The sequence below is a fragment of the Pseudomonas sp. HS-18 genome (assembly GCF_020401845.1).
In the GTDB taxonomy this organism is placed as follows: domain Bacteria; phylum Pseudomonadota; class Gammaproteobacteria; order Pseudomonadales; family Pseudomonadaceae; genus Pseudomonas; species Pseudomonas nitroreducens.
The window spans coordinates 399,680-415,634 of the sequence record NZ_CP084413.1 but is presented as its reverse complement, the minus strand read 5'-3'; the positions used below and the strand labels follow the sequence as shown (position 1 = coordinate 415,634).

Annotated in this window: 14 protein-coding genes; 10 read left to right on the top strand and 4 right to left on the bottom strand. The window is 66.8% G+C overall.

The window, feature by feature from the left end; all coding sequences use genetic code 11:
- Positions 1-147 precede the first annotated feature (147 nt).
- The 5 genes from LDJ84_RS01930 to LDJ84_RS01910 all read left to right on the top strand — a co-directional run bounded on the left by LDJ84_RS01930 (position 148) and on the right by LDJ84_RS01910 (position 5,814).
- On the top strand, positions 148-1,047 hold the full coding sequence (locus LDJ84_RS01930) for a LysR family transcriptional regulator (protein ID WP_065086227.1): 900 nt from the start codon (positions 148-150) through the stop codon (positions 1,045-1,047).
- Positions 1,048-1,140: 93 nt separating this feature from the next.
- Entirely contained in the window at positions 1,141-1,977 is an 837-nt protein-coding gene (gene fdhD / locus LDJ84_RS01925) for a formate dehydrogenase accessory sulfurtransferase FdhD (RefSeq protein WP_226045830.1), read from the top strand.
- Positions 1,978-1,991: 14 nt separating this feature from the next.
- Entirely contained in the window at positions 1,992-4,313 is a 2,322-nt protein-coding gene (locus LDJ84_RS01920) for an FdhF/YdeP family oxidoreductase (protein ID WP_226045829.1), read from the top strand.
- A gap of 431 nt (positions 4,314-4,744) precedes the next feature.
- Entirely contained in the window at positions 4,745-5,251 is a 507-nt protein-coding gene (locus LDJ84_RS01915; protein WP_038803491.1) for a hypothetical protein, read from the top strand.
- Positions 5,252-5,373: 122 nt separating this feature from the next.
- The gene (locus tag LDJ84_RS01910) at positions 5,374-5,814 is read left to right on the top strand and encodes a glycine zipper domain-containing protein (protein WP_065086225.1); all 441 of its coding nucleotides are present in this window, start codon (positions 5,374-5,376) and stop codon (positions 5,812-5,814) included.
- 59 nt (positions 5,815-5,873) lie between these two features.
- Here LDJ84_RS01910 and LDJ84_RS01905 read toward each other — a convergent pair whose 3' ends face one another.
- Positions 5,874-6,413: a DUF2087 domain-containing protein gene (locus LDJ84_RS01905; RefSeq protein WP_024767395.1), complete on the bottom strand. Its 540-nt coding sequence runs from the start codon at positions 6,411-6,413 to the stop codon at positions 5,874-5,876.
- Positions 6,414-6,688: 275 nt separating this feature from the next.
- Here LDJ84_RS01905 and LDJ84_RS01900 point away from each other — a divergent pair, with 275 nt between their 5' ends.
- Positions 6,689-7,054, top strand: a complete 366-nt coding sequence (locus LDJ84_RS01900) for a hypothetical protein (RefSeq protein ID WP_024767394.1) — start codon at positions 6,689-6,691, stop codon at positions 7,052-7,054.
- A 97-nt stretch (positions 7,055-7,151) separates the two neighbouring features.
- On the opposite strand, the gene LDJ84_RS01895 is transcribed toward LDJ84_RS01900, so the two are convergent.
- The 3 genes from LDJ84_RS01895 to LDJ84_RS01885 all read right to left on the bottom strand — a co-directional run bounded on the left by LDJ84_RS01895 (position 7,152) and on the right by LDJ84_RS01885 (position 9,853).
- Positions 7,152-7,586, bottom strand: a complete 435-nt coding sequence (locus LDJ84_RS01895; protein WP_024767393.1) for an acyl-CoA thioesterase — start codon at positions 7,584-7,586, stop codon at positions 7,152-7,154.
- A 7-nt stretch (positions 7,587-7,593) separates the two neighbouring features.
- Complete coding sequence (locus LDJ84_RS01890) at positions 7,594-8,751, bottom strand: iron-containing alcohol dehydrogenase (protein ID WP_024767392.1); 1,158 nt, start codon at positions 8,749-8,751, stop codon at positions 7,594-7,596.
- A gap of 307 nt (positions 8,752-9,058) precedes the next feature.
- Entirely contained in the window at positions 9,059-9,853 is a 795-nt protein-coding gene (locus LDJ84_RS01885; RefSeq protein ID WP_226045828.1) for a thymidylate synthase, read from the bottom strand.
- Between the two features lie 210 nt (positions 9,854-10,063).
- Here LDJ84_RS01885 and LDJ84_RS01880 point away from each other — a divergent pair, with 210 nt between their 5' ends.
- From LDJ84_RS01880 to LDJ84_RS01865, 4 genes are all read left to right on the top strand, one after another.
- Positions 10,064-10,570, top strand: coding sequence for a sugar dehydrogenase complex small subunit (locus LDJ84_RS01880; protein ID WP_037016395.1), 507 nt, complete (start codon positions 10,064-10,066; stop codon positions 10,568-10,570).
- Between the two features lie 2 nt (positions 10,571-10,572).
- A complete protein-coding gene (locus LDJ84_RS01875; RefSeq protein WP_226045827.1) occupies positions 10,573-12,162 on the top strand; it encodes a GMC family oxidoreductase in 1,590 nt (529 codons plus the stop codon).
- Positions 12,159-13,439, top strand: coding sequence for a cytochrome c (locus tag LDJ84_RS01870; protein ID WP_226045826.1), 1,281 nt, complete (start codon positions 12,159-12,161; stop codon positions 13,437-13,439). Before LDJ84_RS01875 ends, LDJ84_RS01870 begins: the two co-directional genes overlap by 4 nt.
- 122 nt (positions 13,440-13,561) lie before the next feature.
- Entirely contained in the window at positions 13,562-15,949 is a 2,388-nt protein-coding gene (locus tag LDJ84_RS01865) for a tetratricopeptide repeat protein (protein ID WP_226045825.1), read from the top strand.
- Positions 15,950-15,955 lie beyond the last annotated feature (6 nt).

Below are 15,955 nucleotides of genomic sequence, written 5' to 3'. Positions count from 1 at the left end.
TCCAACCTCCCTACGGTTACAGTGACAGGCGGCCGGCATTGGGCAGACCGCGCGCCCCTGGAGTCTAGTCGCCGACTTCCGCAGTGCCTGACGGAATACTCCTAATCCCGCCTTAACCCGACAGAACGCCCCGGAGCCTTCCCGCCGATGGACATCAAGCAGCTGAAATTCCTCTGCGCGCTGGACGAGACACGGCACTTCGGCCAGGCGGCGGCACGCTGCCACGTCACTCAGCCAACGCTGTCGATGCGGGTACGCAGCCTGGAGGAGGAACTGGGCCTTGAACTGGTGCGCCGTGGGCAGCGCTTCGAGGGTTTCACCGAGGCCGGCGAGCGCGTACTCGCCTGGGCCCGGAGCCTGCTGGCTGCGCATGACGGGCTCTACGCAGAAGCGGCGGCCTGCCGCGGCCAACTGGTCGGCACCCTGCGCCTGGGCGTGGTGCCGCTGGCAGGCTTCGACCCCATGCAGCTGATCGAGCTGTTCGCCCAGCGCCACCCGGAACTGCGCTTCCAGCTGTTCGCCCTGAGTTCGGAGAACATCCTCGAAGGCCTCGGCCGCAACCAGCTGGACCTTGGCCTGTCGTACCTCGACCGCCTCGACCGCGAACATTTCGAAAGCCTCGAACTGGCCGCTACCCGCATGGGCCTGCTGCACGACCGCCGGCACTTCCAGATCGACGGTCCGAGCCTGAGCTGGGACGCACTGGCGGAGCTGCCGCTGGGCCTGCTCTCGTCCGGCATGCACTTCCGCCAGTCCATCGACCACGGCTTCCGCAGCCGCGGCCTGGCGCCTCGGGCACGCCTGGAAACCGACGCCGTGCATCAGTTGGTGCAAGCCGTCGAGCGCGGGCTGTGCTGCGCGATCATGCCGCTGGGCAGCGGGCTGGACGCCCAGGGTGAGCACTTCGTGCTGACCCCGATCGACGACGCGCGCACCCTGTCGCCACTCGGGCTGATCCTGCGCCGCAGCGAACCACGCTCCGCGCTGGCCGAAGCCTGCTTCCGCGAAGCGGCGGTCCTGCTGGGCAGCGACTCGCCCGACCGATAAACCGCATCTATCACAACATCGACAGCAGCCATTAGACGCTGCCCCTGCATCGGCATAGGCTGGTTGCATTACTAGAACCACAGGGCTCAGCCCATGCCTTGCCTGATCACCCGCCCGGCCAGCGCCGCGGTCCGGGATGCCGTCGTGCCTGCCGACGGCTACAGCTACGTCGAACTCACCCCGCAAGGAGCCGGGGGCCGCGCCGCATTGGCCGGGGAAACCGCCCTGGCCATCGCCTACAACGGCCTCAGCCAGGCCGTGATGATGGTCTCGCCGAACGACCTGGAAGACTTCGTCCACGGTTTCAGCCTCGGTGCCGGCCTCATCGAGTCCATCGACGACATCTATGACGTGAGCCTGACCGCACATGGCGAGGCCATTACCGCCGAGGTGCAGGTCAGCAATCGCGCCTTCTGGGCCCTCAAGGACCAGCGCCGGCAACTGGCCGGCAACACCGGCTGCGGCCTGTGCGGCGTCGAGGCCCTGGACCAGGCGCTGCCCGGCCTGCCGGTATTGCCGCGCGCTCCCCTGCCACCCGCCGTCCATTTCGACCACCTGCGCGAGCGGGTCAATGCCGTGCAGGAGATCGGCAGGCGCAGCGGCGCTCTGCATGCGGCGCTGTTCGTCGATGCCGCCGGCGAGATTCGCCTGTGCCGCGAGGATATCGGCCGCCACAACGCCCTCGACAAACTGGTCGGCGCGCTCAAGCGCCAGCGCCTGGAGCTGGCCGGCGGCTTCGCCGTGGTGACCAGCCGCTGCAGCCTGGAACTTATCCACAAGGCCGTGCGCGCCGGGCTCCCCACCCTGGTCAGCCTGTCCGCTCCCACCTCGCTCACCGTGCAGTGGGCCCGCGAGCACAACCTGAACCTGATCCACCTGCCCCATCGCAGCCCGCCCCGGGTCTACAGCCCGGCGCCACCAGCCGCCTGAACGAAAGAGATTCCATGAGCCTGCAGCAAGAAAACCCCCGCTACCAACCCTACAAGGGCGCCGCCGCCGGCTGGGGCGCGCTGATCAGCGTCACGCGCTTCTGGCTGGACAGCAAACAGCCGTTCAAGAACCTGCGCGCCCTGCTCAAGACCAACCAGAACGGTGGCTTCGACTGCCCTGGCTGCGCCTGGGGCGACTCCCCCGAAGACGGGCGGGTGAAGTTCTGCGAGAACGGCGCCAAGGCAGTGAACTGGGAGGCCACCAAGCGCCGCGTGGACCCAGCCTTCTTCGCCCGTCACAGCGTTACTTCGCTGCGCGAGCAGAGCGACTACTGGCTCGAATACCAGGGCCGCCTGACCGAGCCGATGCGCTACGACCCCACCACCGACCGCTACCAGCCAATCGCCTGGGACGACGCCTTCGCCCTGATCGCCCGGCACCTGAATGCGCTGCAAAGCCCCGACCAGGCCGAGTTCTACACCTCCGGTCGGGCCAGCAACGAGGCGGCCTTCCTCTACCAGCTGTTCGTCCGCGCCTTCGGCACCAACAACTTCCCCGACTGCTCGAACATGTGCCACGAGGCCAGCGGCGTAGCCCTGGGCCAGAGCGTCGGCATCGGCAAGGGCACCGTGACCTTCGATGACTTCGAGCACGCCGATGCGATCTTCGTCTTCGGCCAGAACCCCGGCACCAACCACCCGCGCATGCTCGAACCGCTGCGCGAGGCGGTGAAGCGCGGCGCCCAGGTGGTCGCCTTCAACCCGCTCAAGGAGCGCGGCCTGGAGCGCTTCCAGCACCCGCAGCACGCGCTGGAAATGCTCACCAATGGCTCTGAGCCGCTGAACACGGCCTTCTTCCGCCCGGCACTGGGTGGCGACATGGCCGCCGTGCGCGGCATCGCCAAGTTCCTCCTGCAATGGGAACGCGAAGCCCAGGCCAAGGGCGAGCCGGCAGTGTTCGACCACGCCTTCATCGCCGAGCATACCCAGGGCGTCGATGCCTACCTGGCCGTGGTGGACGACACCAGTTGGGAGCACATCGTCCAGCAGTCGGGCCTGAGCCTCGAGGAAATCGAGCAGGCGGCGATCATGTACCGCCGTGCCGAGCGTGTGATCGTCTGCTGGGCCATGGGCATCACCCAGCACCATCACTCGGTGCCCACCATCCAGGAACTGGTCAGCCTGCAACTTCTGCGTGGCAACGTCGGCCGTCCCGGCGCCGGCCTGTGCCCAGTACGCGGCCACAGTAATGTGCAGGGCGACCGCAGCATGGGCATCAACGACCGACCGCCGGCCGCTCTGCTCGATGCCATCGAACGGCGCTTCCAGTTCAAGGTGCCGCGTGCGAACGGCCACAACACCGTCGAGGCGATCAACGCCATGCTCGACGGGCGGGCCAGGGTCTTCATCGGCCTTGGCGGCAACTTCGCCCAGGCGACCCCGGACAGCCCGCGCACTCATCAATCCTTGCGCAATTGCGCGCTGACCGTGCAGATCAGCACCAAGCTCAACCGCAGCCACCTCACCGTGGGCGGCGACGCGCTGATCCTGCCGTGCCTGGGGCGCACCGACATCGACCGTCAGGCTGAAGGCCCGCAGGCAGTGACCGTGGAAGACTCCTTCAGCATGATCCACGCATCCTTCGGGCAGCTGGAGCCGTCGTCAAAACAGATGCGCTCGGAGCCGGCCATCATCGCCGGCATCGCCAAGGCCACCCTGGGCAACCACCCGGTGGACTGGGACGCGATGATCGCCAACTACGACCGCATCCGCGACCTGATCGCCGACACCATCCCCGGCTTCAACGACTTCAATCGCCGCGTGGCCAACCCCGGCGGCTTCCACCTGGGCAACTCGGCGGGCTCGCGGCGCTGGAACACCGCCAGCGGCAAGGCCAACTTCCACCACCACCCGCTGCCAGCGGACCTGGTCCACACGAAGATCCGCGAGACCGGCCAGGAGCCCCACCTGATCCTGCAGACGTTGCGCTCCCACGACCAGTACAACACCACCATCTATGGCCTGGACGACCGCTACCGCGGCGTCCGCGGCCATCGCGAGGTAGTGTTCGCCAACGAGGCAGACATCCGCCGCCTGGGCTTCGAGCCGGGCGAGAAAGTGGACATGGTGTCACTCTGGTCCGATGGCGTGGACCGCCGCGTCAGCGGCTTCACCCTGCTGGCCTACGACATTCCCGCCGGCCAGGCGGCGGCGTACTACCCGGAGACCAACCCGCTGGTGCCGCTGGACAGCCACGGGGTCGGCAGCCACACGCCAACCTCCAAGTTCGTCGCCATCCGCTTCGAGAAAGCGCGACCGAGCCAGCGCATCGCGTGATGCCCTTCACGGCGCTCCCACCGGAGCGCCATCCAACCGCCGTTCGCGAACAAGCCAGCTCCTACAGAAAAGCCGCTGCTCTTTAGTAGGAGCGAGCTTGCTCGCGAAGCTTTTCTCGGACGCACCCTTGCCTCGTCTTGCGAAAAATCCGCTAGACGCGCATCAAGTAGGAAAAGGCCGAAGGGTAAACTCGGAGGGAAAAGGACGCTTTCCGTGAAAAGCCATCATTTCAATGGCATTCTGTGATAAAAACACATCAAAAGCGAAACCCTGGAATAACGCTCAGACCGCCCAAAATCGAAAAAGTTCTGACCTAAAATCAAATACTTGCATTATTTGATGAAAGTCGTGTTACTCGTCGGAACCCCCTTGCCAGAGCCTTCGCCCAAACCGAGGATCACCCCCAACATCCCCACAGAGAGATCCTCTCTATGAAGTACTCCTCGATGCTCCTGTTGTCTCTTGCGCTGGTTGGTGGCACCGCCTTCGCGGACGGCGACACCCGTGCCGGCGTCGGTGGCGCCCTGGGCGGGGTATTGGGCACTGCGGTCGGCCAGGCGGTCGGCGGCAGCACCGGCGCCGCCATTGGTGGTGGCCTTGGCGGTGCAGCAGGCGGCGCCATGGGCGCACGCCATGGCAACAAAACAGAAGCCGCCATCGGCGGTGGCCTGGGCGCCGCGGGCGGCCAGGTGCTGGGCAACAAGATGGGCGGCACCACGGGCGGCCTGATCGGCGCGGCCCTGGGTGGTGGCGCCGGTGGCGCACTGGGTAACCACTACGCCGACAGCAACCGCGACGATGACGACGACTACGATGGTCGCCGCGGCTACCGCCATGCGCGCTATGACGATCGTCGCTACGACCGCCACTGGCACGATAACGGTCGTCACCGCGGCTGGTACAAGCACAAACACAAGCACCATCGCGACTGGGATTGATCCGCGGCATAGCTAACCGCGATCAGTCCACGGAAACGACGACTGACAGCCGGGCCTCATTGCCCGGCTGTTTTCTATGCGGGACAATTTCCCCATTCCTTTTCTACTTTCAGGTTCGCAACATGCGTAAGACTCTTTCTGTTCTGGCACTGGCCCTGCTGGCCAGCCACGCCGTCGCCGACGACACCAAATCCGCCATTGGCGGCGGTGTCGGGGGCGCACTGGGCAACGTGGTGGGGGGCGCCCTGGGTGGCTCCACCGGCGCGGCCATCGGTGCTGGCGTAGGCGGTGCAGCTGGCGGCGCGATGGGTGCCAAGAACGGCAACAAGACCGAGGCAGCCATTGGCGGCGGCCTGGGTGCGGCAGGCGGCTCGGTCATCGGCAACAAGGTCGGTGGCTCCACCGGTGGCGCCATTGGCGCGGGCCTGGGCGGCGCGGCGGGCGGCGCGCTGGGCAACCACCTGGCCGACGACAACGATGACCACCACAGCAGTGGTCACAAGAGCGACCGCCACAAGGGCAAAGGCCACTACAAGCACAAACACAAGCATCACGACGACTGACCGATGCCCGTGTGAAAAAGCCCGCCGATTGGCGGGCTTTTTTGTTCATGACCGACCGATTAGGCGCAGGCGGGCAAGCAGGACAACAGCGCACTCAGCTCAGCTGGCGGTCGGCGCTCAACGCGACGGTATTCACCGCCATCGTCGGTGCGCTGCAGCCATCCGCCATCGACCAGGGCGCGCCGAAGCAGCAGGTGGTCACCCAGGCGTTCCTGAGCACGCAGGCGGCCGTTGATGTCCTTTTCACTCCACGTTTGCCGCGCCGGCAAGCGCGACCACAGCACCCAGAGGCAGGCCTCACGGTGGCTGTGTTTCTTCGGCCAGCGTTGCAGGCAGCCGGCCTCATCGAAGTAGCGCCGCCACTGCTCGACGCGGCGAAAATCCACCACGGCTTCGGGCTCTATTTCGCGGGCCAAGCGCGCCTCAGCCTGGTGGCTGGCGCGCAGCGCCTGGTAGTTGCGGAAGCCAACCGCGCGGGCCAGCAGGTTGAGCATCTCCACATGACCGGGACGTTCGGGCGATTCGTCCAATTGTCGCGTCAGGAATTTCGCCAGCACCGACATATCGGGGGCGTGGTAGGGCAAGCGTTGCCTGGACACAGTGCAATCCTCGTTGCGTGCCAAGACCTCGTGCAGGAGGTGATCGGGGGTCGCCGGCTTCCGATGCGGCACTGGGAAAGTGTGTCGGATCGTCAAAGGTGCGGGGAACCGCGTGGCAGGTTTAGCGCTCTCCATACGGAGGCGGCGACGCCTGGGTGAACTGCCGACCGGCGGCCAGCATAGGCCGGGCGCGCCACCCGGGACAAGCCCCATGTCATCCGGCCAGCCTCGTATAGGCTTGTCGGGAAGGGATCACTGGCCACAAGGAGTCATTCGTGAAAGCGCTTGCTGCCGCCGGTCTGCTGCTGTCGCTTGGCGCCGTGCAGACCGCGCACGCCGGGGACTGGCAGGTCTGCCAGATGGAAGTGGAGATCATCGGGGCGCTCAAACTGCCCGTACGGGGCCTGGAAGGCCGCGTGGAGTCGGTCAAGCCACGGGCCGCCGGCGCGGATTGCCCGAATCGGGGCGCGCTGATCGCCTTCGAGCCGGAAAGCGCCGACTGGCAAAGCATGATCCCGCGTAAGCACTGGCCAGCGCCAGGACAGCGGGTGTGGATGCGCTACCAGTACCTGGACGGCATCTGCAAGGGAGACGGCAACAGCCGGCCGTGCCGGATCGAGCATTATCCGATGGGGTGGTAGGTAATCGTCGCAGGAGCGAGCTTGCTTGCGAACGGAATTGCTGGCATCGCCGATGCGCGACGTGTTCGCGAGCAGGCTCGCTCCCGCAAAGAGCCCGTCAAACGCGTACCAGCGCCTCCATCGCCTCCCGCAACGCAGGAGGAATCGATACCGGCCGGCTGCTCGCGCGGTCAACGAACACATGCACGAACTTGCCCGCCGCACAGGCCAGTTCATCGCCCTCGCGGAAGATCGCCAGTTCGTACTGCACCGAGCTGTTGCCCAGCTTGCCGACCCGCAGGCCGACCTCGATGCGCTCGGGGAAGGCCACCGGCGCGAAATAATCACAGCTGGAGCTGACCACGAAGCCCACCACCTCGCCGCCGTGGATATCCAGGCCACCGCGCTCGATCAGGTAGGTGTTCACCGCTGTGTCGAAGAAGCCGTAGTAGGTCACGTTGTTCACGTGGCCGTAGATATCGTTGTCGTGCCAGCGGGTGGTGATCGGCTGGAAGTGCGCGTAGTCGGTGCGGCTGGGGTGCTGTTCGCTCATCGGGTTCTCAGAAGGCGGCTCGGTAGATGGCCAGCGCGTCGCTCTCGCTGACTTCGCGGGGATTATTCACCAGCAGGCGCTGCTGCAACATCGCATCGGCGGCCAGGCGCGGCAGGCTGGCCTCCGGTACGCCGGCATCGCGCAGGCGCGACGGCAGGCCGCTGCGCGGGCTGAGGTCGGCCAGCTCGGCGATGAACTGCTCGGTGCGGTCGGCATCGCTGCGCAGGCGCTCGCCCAGCAGCAGTGGCGCGAGCTCGGCGTAGAGCGGCGCGGCATTGGGCGCATTGAAGCGGATCACCTCGGGCAGCACCAGCGCATTGCTCAGGCCGTGGGGAATGTGGAAGTGCCCGCCCAGCGGATAGGCCAGCGCGTGCACGGCGGCCACCGGGGCGTTGGCGAAGGCCTGGCCGGCCAGGCAGGCGCCCAGCAGCATGGCCTGGCGCGCCTCGCGGTTGCCGCCGTTGTGCACGGCTTCGTCGAGGTTCAACGCCAGCAGGCGCAGCGCTTCGCGGGCGAGCAGGTCGGACAGCGGGTTCTTCTTCAGCTTGCTGGTGTAGGCCTCGATGGCGTGCACCATGGCGTCGATGCCGGTGGCGGCGGTGACCGCCGGCGGCAGGCCGAGGGTGAGGTCGGCGTCGAGCACGGCCAGGTCCGGCAGCAGGTGCGGGCTGACCACACCCATCTTGGTGGTCTCGCCGGTGGTGACGATGGCGATGGGTGTCACTTCCGAACCGGTACCCGCGGTGGTCGGCACCTGGATCAGCGGCAGGCGTGGGCCGCGAGCGTTGCCAACGCCGAAGATGTCCTTCAGCCCCTGGGATGCCGACGGATGCGCCAGCAGCGCCACCAGCTTGGCGACGTCCATCGAGCTGCCGCCGCCATAGCCGACCACCAGTTGCGCAGCCATCTTGCGAGCCTGCTCGGCGGCTGCCAGCACGACGCTTTCCGGCGGGTCGGCCACCACCTGATCGAAGACGTCCACCGCCACGCCAGCCTTGGCGAAGCCGGGCAGCACGCCGTCGAGCATGTTCAGGCGGGTGATGCCGGGATCGGTGACGATAAGCACGCGCTGGGCGCCGCGCTCGCGGCAGAGTTCACCCAGGCGGGCGGCGGAGCCACTCTCGCAGAGGATCTGCGCGGTGGTGGCGAAGCTGAAAGGCTGCATGACGGTCCCCGGTCTTGTCGTTGTAGTGCGGAAAATCCGTAGGCCACCGCTCAGTGGCCAGCCCGGGGAGCATAGCAACGCAACACACCCCCTGAAACCCTGTACCGCCAGGCGAAACGCTCATTCACCAGATGAATGGGAAGCCACGGCGCGCAGGGAACATGGGAGTAAATTCATCCGCGATCGATTTCCGGCGGCTCCGAGCAGGCCGGTAGCACATCGCGGACGGAGCCCGCTCCCACGGGATCAGCCTCGCAGAAACGAAAAAGGCCGGCATTGCGCCGGCCTCTTCTTCATCGAGGGCAGGTCAGACAGCGACCGGCGCCTTGATGTGCGGGTGGGCTTCGTAGCCGACCAGTTCGAAGTCCTCGAAGCGGAAGTCGAACAGGTCCTTCACCTCGGGGTTGATCTTCATGGTGGGCAGCGGCAGCGGCTGGCGGGTCAACTGCAGGTCGGTCTGCTCCAGGTGGTTGGCGTACAGGTGGCAGTCGCCGCCAGTCCAGATGAACTCGCCCGGCTGCAGGCCCGCGACCTGCGCGACCATCAGGGTCAGCAGCGCGTAGCTGGCGATGTTGAAGGGCACGCCGAGGAAGATGTCGGCCGAGCGCTGGTACAGCTGGCAGCTGAGCTTGCCGTCGGCGACATAGAACTGGAACAGCGCGTGGCACGGCGGCAGGGCCATTTCGTCGATCAGCGCGGGGTTCCACGCGGAGACGATCAGCCGGCGCGAGTCCGGGTTCTTCTTCAGCATCTCCATCAGGTTGGCGATCTGGTCGATATGGCGGCCGTCCGGCGCCGGCCAGGAGCGCCACTGGTAGCCGTAGACCGGGCCGAGGTCGCCGTTCTCGTCGGCCCATTCGTCCCAGATCGAGACGCCGTTTTCCTTCAGGTAGGCGATGTTGGTCGAACCTTTGAGGAACCACAGCAGTTCATGGACGATCGATTTGAGGTGGCACTTCTTGGTGGTCACCAGCGGGAAGCCTTCGGCGAGGTCGAAGCGCATCTGGTGGCCGAACACACTGTAGGTGCCGGTGCCGGTGCGGTCGCTCTTGAAGGTGCCGTGTTCGCGCACGTGGCGCATGAGTTCGAGGTACTGTTTCATCGCGAAGGTATCACCCAAAAGCCGGTCGGTGCGGCTCTGCGGCGCGGCTCCGGGGTGGGCCGCCGGCAGAACGATTCGCCCGGCAGAATCTGAACAAGCGGCAATACTAAGGGCCTGGGCCCGGTCTCGCCACCCTGGCCGACCAACACCCGATTCAAGCGGCGCCAGACCGCGCTCCCCAACCGTTCGTCTGTTGCAAGAGAGGTCGACATGTCCGAGGCACAGCTGCCCGCCTTTCCTTTTTCGCGCCGTCGCCTGCTGGCAGTGGCGTGCGCCAGTGCCGCTCTGGGCGGTGTATTGCTCAGCCCGGCCGCACGCACCTGGGCCGCGCTGACGCCCCAGGCAGCGACGGAGCTGGACGAGTTCATGACCCTGTCCCAGCGCCTGACCGGCCGCAGCAACCTCGACCCGCGCATCGGCGAACGCCTGTTCGGCGTCCTGGCCCAGCGCGACACGGCGCTGCGGCAGAGTCTCGCGGAACTGCTGGATCGCCTGGGCGACGCGCCGGCCACCTGGACCGAGCGCCAGCAGTGGCTGGCCCGGCAGATTCTCGGCGGCTGGTACCTGGGCCAGATCGGCGATGACACCAGCGCCACGGTGGTCACCTACGAACAGGCGCTGATGTTCCGCGCCGTGGACGACGTGCTGGTGATCCGCAGCTATTGCCCGAACAAGCCCGGCTTCTGGGCGGCGCAACCGACCGAGCGGGGGGCCTGAGCATGGCCGATACGCAACGCGCCGATTTCGTGGTGGTCGGCTCCGGCGTCGCCGGCGCGCTGGTCGCCCATCAACTGGCGCTGGCCGGCAAGGATGTGCTGATCCTCGAAGCCGGCCCGCGCATGGGGCGCTGGGAGATCGTCGAGCGCTTCCGCAACCAGGCGGACAAGTCCGACAATCAGGCGCCCTACCCGTCCAGCCCGTACGCGCCGCATCCGCAGTTCAAGCCGGACAACCATTACCTGATCCAGAAAGGCGAACACCCCTACGACGTGCAGTACATTCGCGCCGTGGGCGGGACCACCTGGCACTGGGCGGCGTCGGCCTGGCGCTTCCTGCCCAATGATTTCAAGCTGCTCAGCCTCTACGGCGTGGGCCGCGACTGGCCCATCGAGTACGCCGAACTGGAGCCCTGGTACCAGCGCGCCGAAGAGGAACTGGGCGTCTGGGGACCGGGTGACGAAGAGCTCGATTCGCCGCGCAGCCAGCCCTACCCGATGCCGCCGTTGCCGTTGTCGTGGAACGAGCAGCGCATCAAGACCCTGCTCAACGCCAACGGCTACCGCGTGGTCACCGAGCCGGTGGCGCGCAACAGCCGGCCCTACGATGGCCGGCCGACCTGCTGCGGCAACAACAACTGCATGCCCATCTGCCCCATCGGCGCCATGTACAACGGCATCGTCCACGTCGAGAAGGCCGAGGCCGCCGGCGCCCGGCTGATCGAGAACGCCGTGGTGTTCAAGCTGGAAAAGGGCGACGGCGGCAAGATAGTCGCGGCGCTGTACAGGGACCCGCAAGGCAACGAGGTGCGCGTCGAGGGCGACACCTTCATCCTCGCTGCCAATGGCATCGAGACGCCCAAGCTGATGCTGATGTCCGACGTCGGCAACAGCTCCGACATGGTCGGCCGCAACCTGATGGACCATCCCGGCACCGCCGTGCAGTTCTATGCCGATGAGAAACTCTGGCCGGGCCGCGGGCCGCAGGAAATGACCTCCATGGTGGGCTTCCGCGACGGCGCGTTCCGCAGCGAGTACGCGTCGAAGAAGATCCACCTGTCCAACCTCTCGCGCACCGACCAGGTGGCCGCCGAACTGATCCGCCACGGGCCGCTGCTGCTGGGCCACGACCTGGAAGCGAAGATCCGCGACCGCGCCGCGCGCTTCGTGCGCTTCGACAGCTTCCACGAAATCCTCCCGCACCCGGAGAACCGCATCGTCCCCAGCGCCACCGAGCGCGACGCCGCCGGCATCCCCAAGCCCGAATTCACCTATGCCATGGACGAGTACGTGCGCAAGAGCGCGGTGCACACCCGCGAGGTCTACGCCCACGCAGCCAAGCTGCTGGGTGGCGAGGAGGTGAAGTTCGACGACAGCTTCGCCAACAACAACCACATCACCGGCACCGTGCTGATGGGTGACGACCCGAAGGATTCGGTGGTGGATGCCCAGTGCCGCTGCCACGACCATCCCAACCTGTTCATCGCCAGCAGTGGCGTGATGCCCACCGTCGGCTCGGTGAACTGCACCCTGACCATCGCCGCCCTGGCCCTGCGCCTGGCCGAACAGCTGAAGCGGGAGGCCAAGGCATGAAGCGTCTGATCCTGCTTGCCCTGCTCGCCGCTCCCCTGGCCTCGCACGCCGCCAAGGCCCTCGATCCCGCCCCGCAGAAGCTGCTGCAGCGCGGCGAATACCTGGCCCGCGCCGGCGACTGCGCCGCCTGCCACACCGCGCCGGGCGGCAAGCCCTTCGCCGGCGGCCTGCCACTGGCCACACCGCTGGGCGCGGTGTATTCCACCAATATCACCCCCGACCCGAAGACCGGCATCGGCAGCTACAGCTACGACGACTTCGCCCGCGCCCTGCGCGACGGCGTGGCCAAGGGCGGCACCCGCCTCTACCCGGCAATGCCCTACACCGCCTACGCGAAGATCACCGACGAGGATATGAAGGCGCTCTACGCCTGGTTCCTCGAAGGCGGCGTGCAGGCCGTCGCGCAGCCCAACCAGGATTCCGATATCGCCTGGCCGCTGAACATGCGCTGGCCGCTGGCGATCTGGAACCTGCTGTTTCACCAGGATTCGGTCTACCAGCCCAACCCGAAGCAGAGCCCGGCCTGGAACCGCGGCGGCTACCTGGTCCAGGGCCTGGCGCATTGCGGCACCTGCCACACGCCGCGCGGCATGGCCTTCCAGGAGAAGGCCGCGGACGAACGCACTACCGGCTTCCTCTCCGGCGCCGCGCTGGGTGGCTGGTATGCCTTCAACATCACTCCCGACACCCACAGCGGCATCGGCGGCTGGAGCGACGCGGAGATCGCCCAGTACCTGAAGACCGGCCGCGTGCCGGGCAAGGCGCAGGCGGCCGGGCCCATGGCCGAGGCGGTGCAGCACAGTTTCCAGTACATGACCGACGCCGACCTGCTGGCCATCGCCAGCTACCTGCGCAGCGTGCCGGAGGTCAGCGATGGCGAACGCAAGGCACGCTTTGCCTGGGGCGAGCCGGCGGACGATGTGGTCACCTTGCGCGGCCAGGACTTCGCCGCACAAAAGCATGACGATGGTGCGCGCCTGTACCTGGGCAATTGCGCCAGCTGCCACTCCTGGAGCGGCGAAGGGGTGAAGGACGGCTACTACCCGATGCTGCTGAAGAACAGCGCTGTGGGCGCCCTGCAGCCGGACAACCTGGTGCAGGTGGTACTGGGCGGCGTGCACCGCAAGGTAGGCGACGAGGAGATGTTCATGCCGGGCTTCGCCGGCACGCTCAATGACGAACAGATCGCCACGCTGGTGAACTATCTCACGGCACAGTTCGGCAATCCGGAGGTAAAGGTCGACAGCGCGCGGGTCGCCGAAATCCGCCAGCCTTGAGCGGGGCTGGCGCCCTGCGCAGAAGGGATCACGGGCCGGCCTGATTCGCGTTGACAGGCCGGCGCCCCCTCGTCGAAGCTGCGCCGATTCGTGGAGTTGTCCTGCAGAACAATGGAAGTCGAATGCCCAAGCCGAAGAAGCCTGCTCCACGCCCGGAGAGCCCGCCGCGCAAACCCTATCGCGGATGGCTGCTGGCCGCCTGTGCCGGCCTGCTGCTGGTTGCCACCCTCGGTCTGTGGTGGTGGGTGCAGAACAGCAACCCGGCGCTGCCGGTGTCTGCCAGTGCGCCCGCCAAAGCCCCGGCATCGACTCCCGCGCCATTGGCAGTTACACCGGCACCCACCACGACAATGGTCGACGAAGTGCAATGCCAGGGCTGCCACCTGGCACAGTTCAAGAGCTGGCAGGGTTCCCACCACCAGCAGGCGATGAAGCCAGCTGCCGAGGGCAATGTGCTGGGGGACTTCGCCAACGTCACCTTCAAGGGCGAGACCGAGACCACTCGCTTTTTCCGCAAGGAAGGCGAGTACTGGGTCAATACTCCCGGTGCCGACGGCAAGCCGGCGGACTTCAAGGTGGCCTACACCTTCGGCTTCGAACCGCTGCAGCAGTATCTCCTCGAGTATCCGGGCGGTCGCCTGCAAGCCCTCGGCGTGGCCTGGGATAGCCGCAAGCACCAGTGGTTCCAGCTGATGCCCGGCCAGGGTATCGACCACAAGGACGAGCTGCACTGGACCCGCCCGGCGCAGAACGCCAACTTCATGTGCATCGAATGCCATACCACCGGTTTCAAGCGCAATTACACCGCCACCACCGACAGCTTCGCCAGCCACTGGAACAGCCTCGGCGTCGGCTGCCAGGCCTGCCATGGCCCGGCATCCCGGCACCTTGAATGGGCGCGCAAGCCCGACCGCAGCACGGACAAGGGGTTCGAAGTGCCGCTGCAGAACGCCAGCCAGGCGACCATCGTCGAGACCTGCGCACGCTGCCACGCGCGCCGCGCACCGCTGGCCGACGGCTTCCAGAACAAGCATCGTTTCATGGACGACTACCTGCCCAGCACGCTGACCCGCGAGCTGTACGAGATCGACGGCAAGATCAAGGACGAAGTCTTCGAATGGGGTTCCTTCACCCAGAGCAAGATGTTCGCCAAAGGGGTCCAGTGCACCGATTGCCACAACCCCCACAGCGGCGAGCTGAAGGCACCGGGCAATGGCGTCTGCCTGCAATGCCACAACACGGCGGGCAAGCCGGTGCGCCCGCAGATCGACGGCAAGGGCCTGCAGGCGAAGAACTACGACTCGCCCGAGCACACACATCACCAACCCGGTACACCGGGCGCGCAATGCACCGCCTGCCACATGCCGGGGCGTTACTACATGGTCAATGACTACCGCCACGACCATGGTTTCACCCTGCCGGACCCCGCCCATGCCCGTCGCATCAGCGCGCCGGATGCCTGCCAGGCCTGCCACCGCGACATGCCCGGCAAGCAGCTCGGCGCGAAGTTCCGCGAGTGGTTCTCCAGCGAGCTGCCGGCCAAACCCAATGCCTCCAGCAACCCAGCGCCGCGCTATGACGACACCCTGTGGAAGGCGCGCAACGGCAAGCCCGGCGCCTCCCGCGCGCTGCACCTGCTGCTGGCGACGACCGACCTGCCGGCGATCCGCCGGGCGACCCTGCTTGCCGAACTGCCCAGCTACCCCAGCCAGCGTTCGCTGGAGCTGGTGGCCCTGGGCCTGAAGGACGCCGACCCGCTGGTACGCAACGCCGCCATCGAGGCTCTGCCGGCCCTCGCGGGCGCCCCACAGCAGGCCATGCTGCTGGCGCCGTTGCTCAATGACCCGATCCGCGCCGTACGCATCGCCGCGGCCTGGCAACTGGCCCAGCTCCCGCCACCGGTTCGCGCCAGCATCGGAGCGGCCCTGGGCAAGGGTCTCGAAGAGTACGAACAGGTCCAGCACGCCCTCGCCGAGCGTGCCGAGGCCAATCTCAACCTCGCCATGCTCTACCAGCAGACCGATCGGGGCGATCAGGTGGAGCCGGCGCTGCGCGCCGCCATTCAGCGCAACCCCGACTTCCTGCCCGCGCGGGTCACGCTGATCCAGTGGCTGGAGGGCAATGGCCGGGCAGCCGAAGCCAGGCAAGCGCTGGATGAAGGCTTGCGCCTGTTCCCCGCTTCCGGCCTGCTGCACCACGTCAATGGCCTCGGCCTGGTGCGCCAGGGGCAACGTACGCAGGCGCTCAAGGAACTGCGCGAAGCGGTGCGCCTGAGCCCGGACGACGACCAGTTCCGCTTCGTCCTGGCCATCGCCCTGCATGACACCGGCGACAGCGACGGCGCCTGCCACGAGCTGGAACAACTGCTGCAGCGCCACCCTGCCAACCGGACGGCGCGCCTGGCGCTGATCGACTACCTGCGCGAAACCGGGCAATTCCAGAAGGTGCAGCAGTTCACTGCGGAACTGGAGCAGCAGAATCCGGACGATCCGGCGCTAAAACGAGAGTGAAAATTC

What these genes read in the sequence shown, in the direction of transcription:
- LDJ84_RS01870 (WP_226045826.1), top strand. Translation starts at nt 12,159, where the DNA reads ATGAAGCGTCTGATCCTGCTTGCCCTGCTCGCCGCTCCCCTGGCCTCG.
- LDJ84_RS01910 (WP_065086225.1), top strand. Translation starts at nt 5,374, where the DNA reads ATGCGTAAGACTCTTTCTGTTCTGGCACTGGCCCTGCTGGCCAGCCAC.
- LDJ84_RS01865 (WP_226045825.1), top strand. Translation starts at nt 13,562, where the DNA reads ATGCCCAAGCCGAAGAAGCCTGCTCCACGCCCGGAGAGCCCGCCGCGC.
- LDJ84_RS01930 (WP_065086227.1), top strand. Translation starts at nt 148, where the DNA reads ATGGACATCAAGCAGCTGAAATTCCTCTGCGCGCTGGACGAGACACGG.
- LDJ84_RS01920 (WP_226045829.1), top strand. Translation starts at nt 1,992, where the DNA reads ATGAGCCTGCAGCAAGAAAACCCCCGCTACCAACCCTACAAGGGCGCC.
- LDJ84_RS01915 (WP_038803491.1), top strand. Translation starts at nt 4,745, where the DNA reads ATGAAGTACTCCTCGATGCTCCTGTTGTCTCTTGCGCTGGTTGGTGGC.
- LDJ84_RS01880 (WP_037016395.1), top strand. Translation starts at nt 10,064, where the DNA reads ATGTCCGAGGCACAGCTGCCCGCCTTTCCTTTTTCGCGCCGTCGCCTG.
- LDJ84_RS01890 (WP_024767392.1), bottom strand. Translation starts at nt 8,751, where the DNA reads ATGCAGCCTTTCAGCTTCGCCACCACCGCGCAGATCCTCTGCGAGAGT.
- fdhD (WP_226045830.1), top strand. Translation starts at nt 1,141, where the DNA reads ATGCCTTGCCTGATCACCCGCCCGGCCAGCGCCGCGGTCCGGGATGCC.
- LDJ84_RS01875 (WP_226045827.1), top strand. Translation starts at nt 10,573, where the DNA reads ATGGCCGATACGCAACGCGCCGATTTCGTGGTGGTCGGCTCCGGCGTC.
- LDJ84_RS01885 (WP_226045828.1), bottom strand. Translation starts at nt 9,853, where the DNA reads ATGAAACAGTACCTCGAACTCATGCGCCACGTGCGCGAACACGGCACC.
- LDJ84_RS01895 (WP_024767393.1), bottom strand. Translation starts at nt 7,586, where the DNA reads ATGAGCGAACAGCACCCCAGCCGCACCGACTACGCGCACTTCCAGCCG.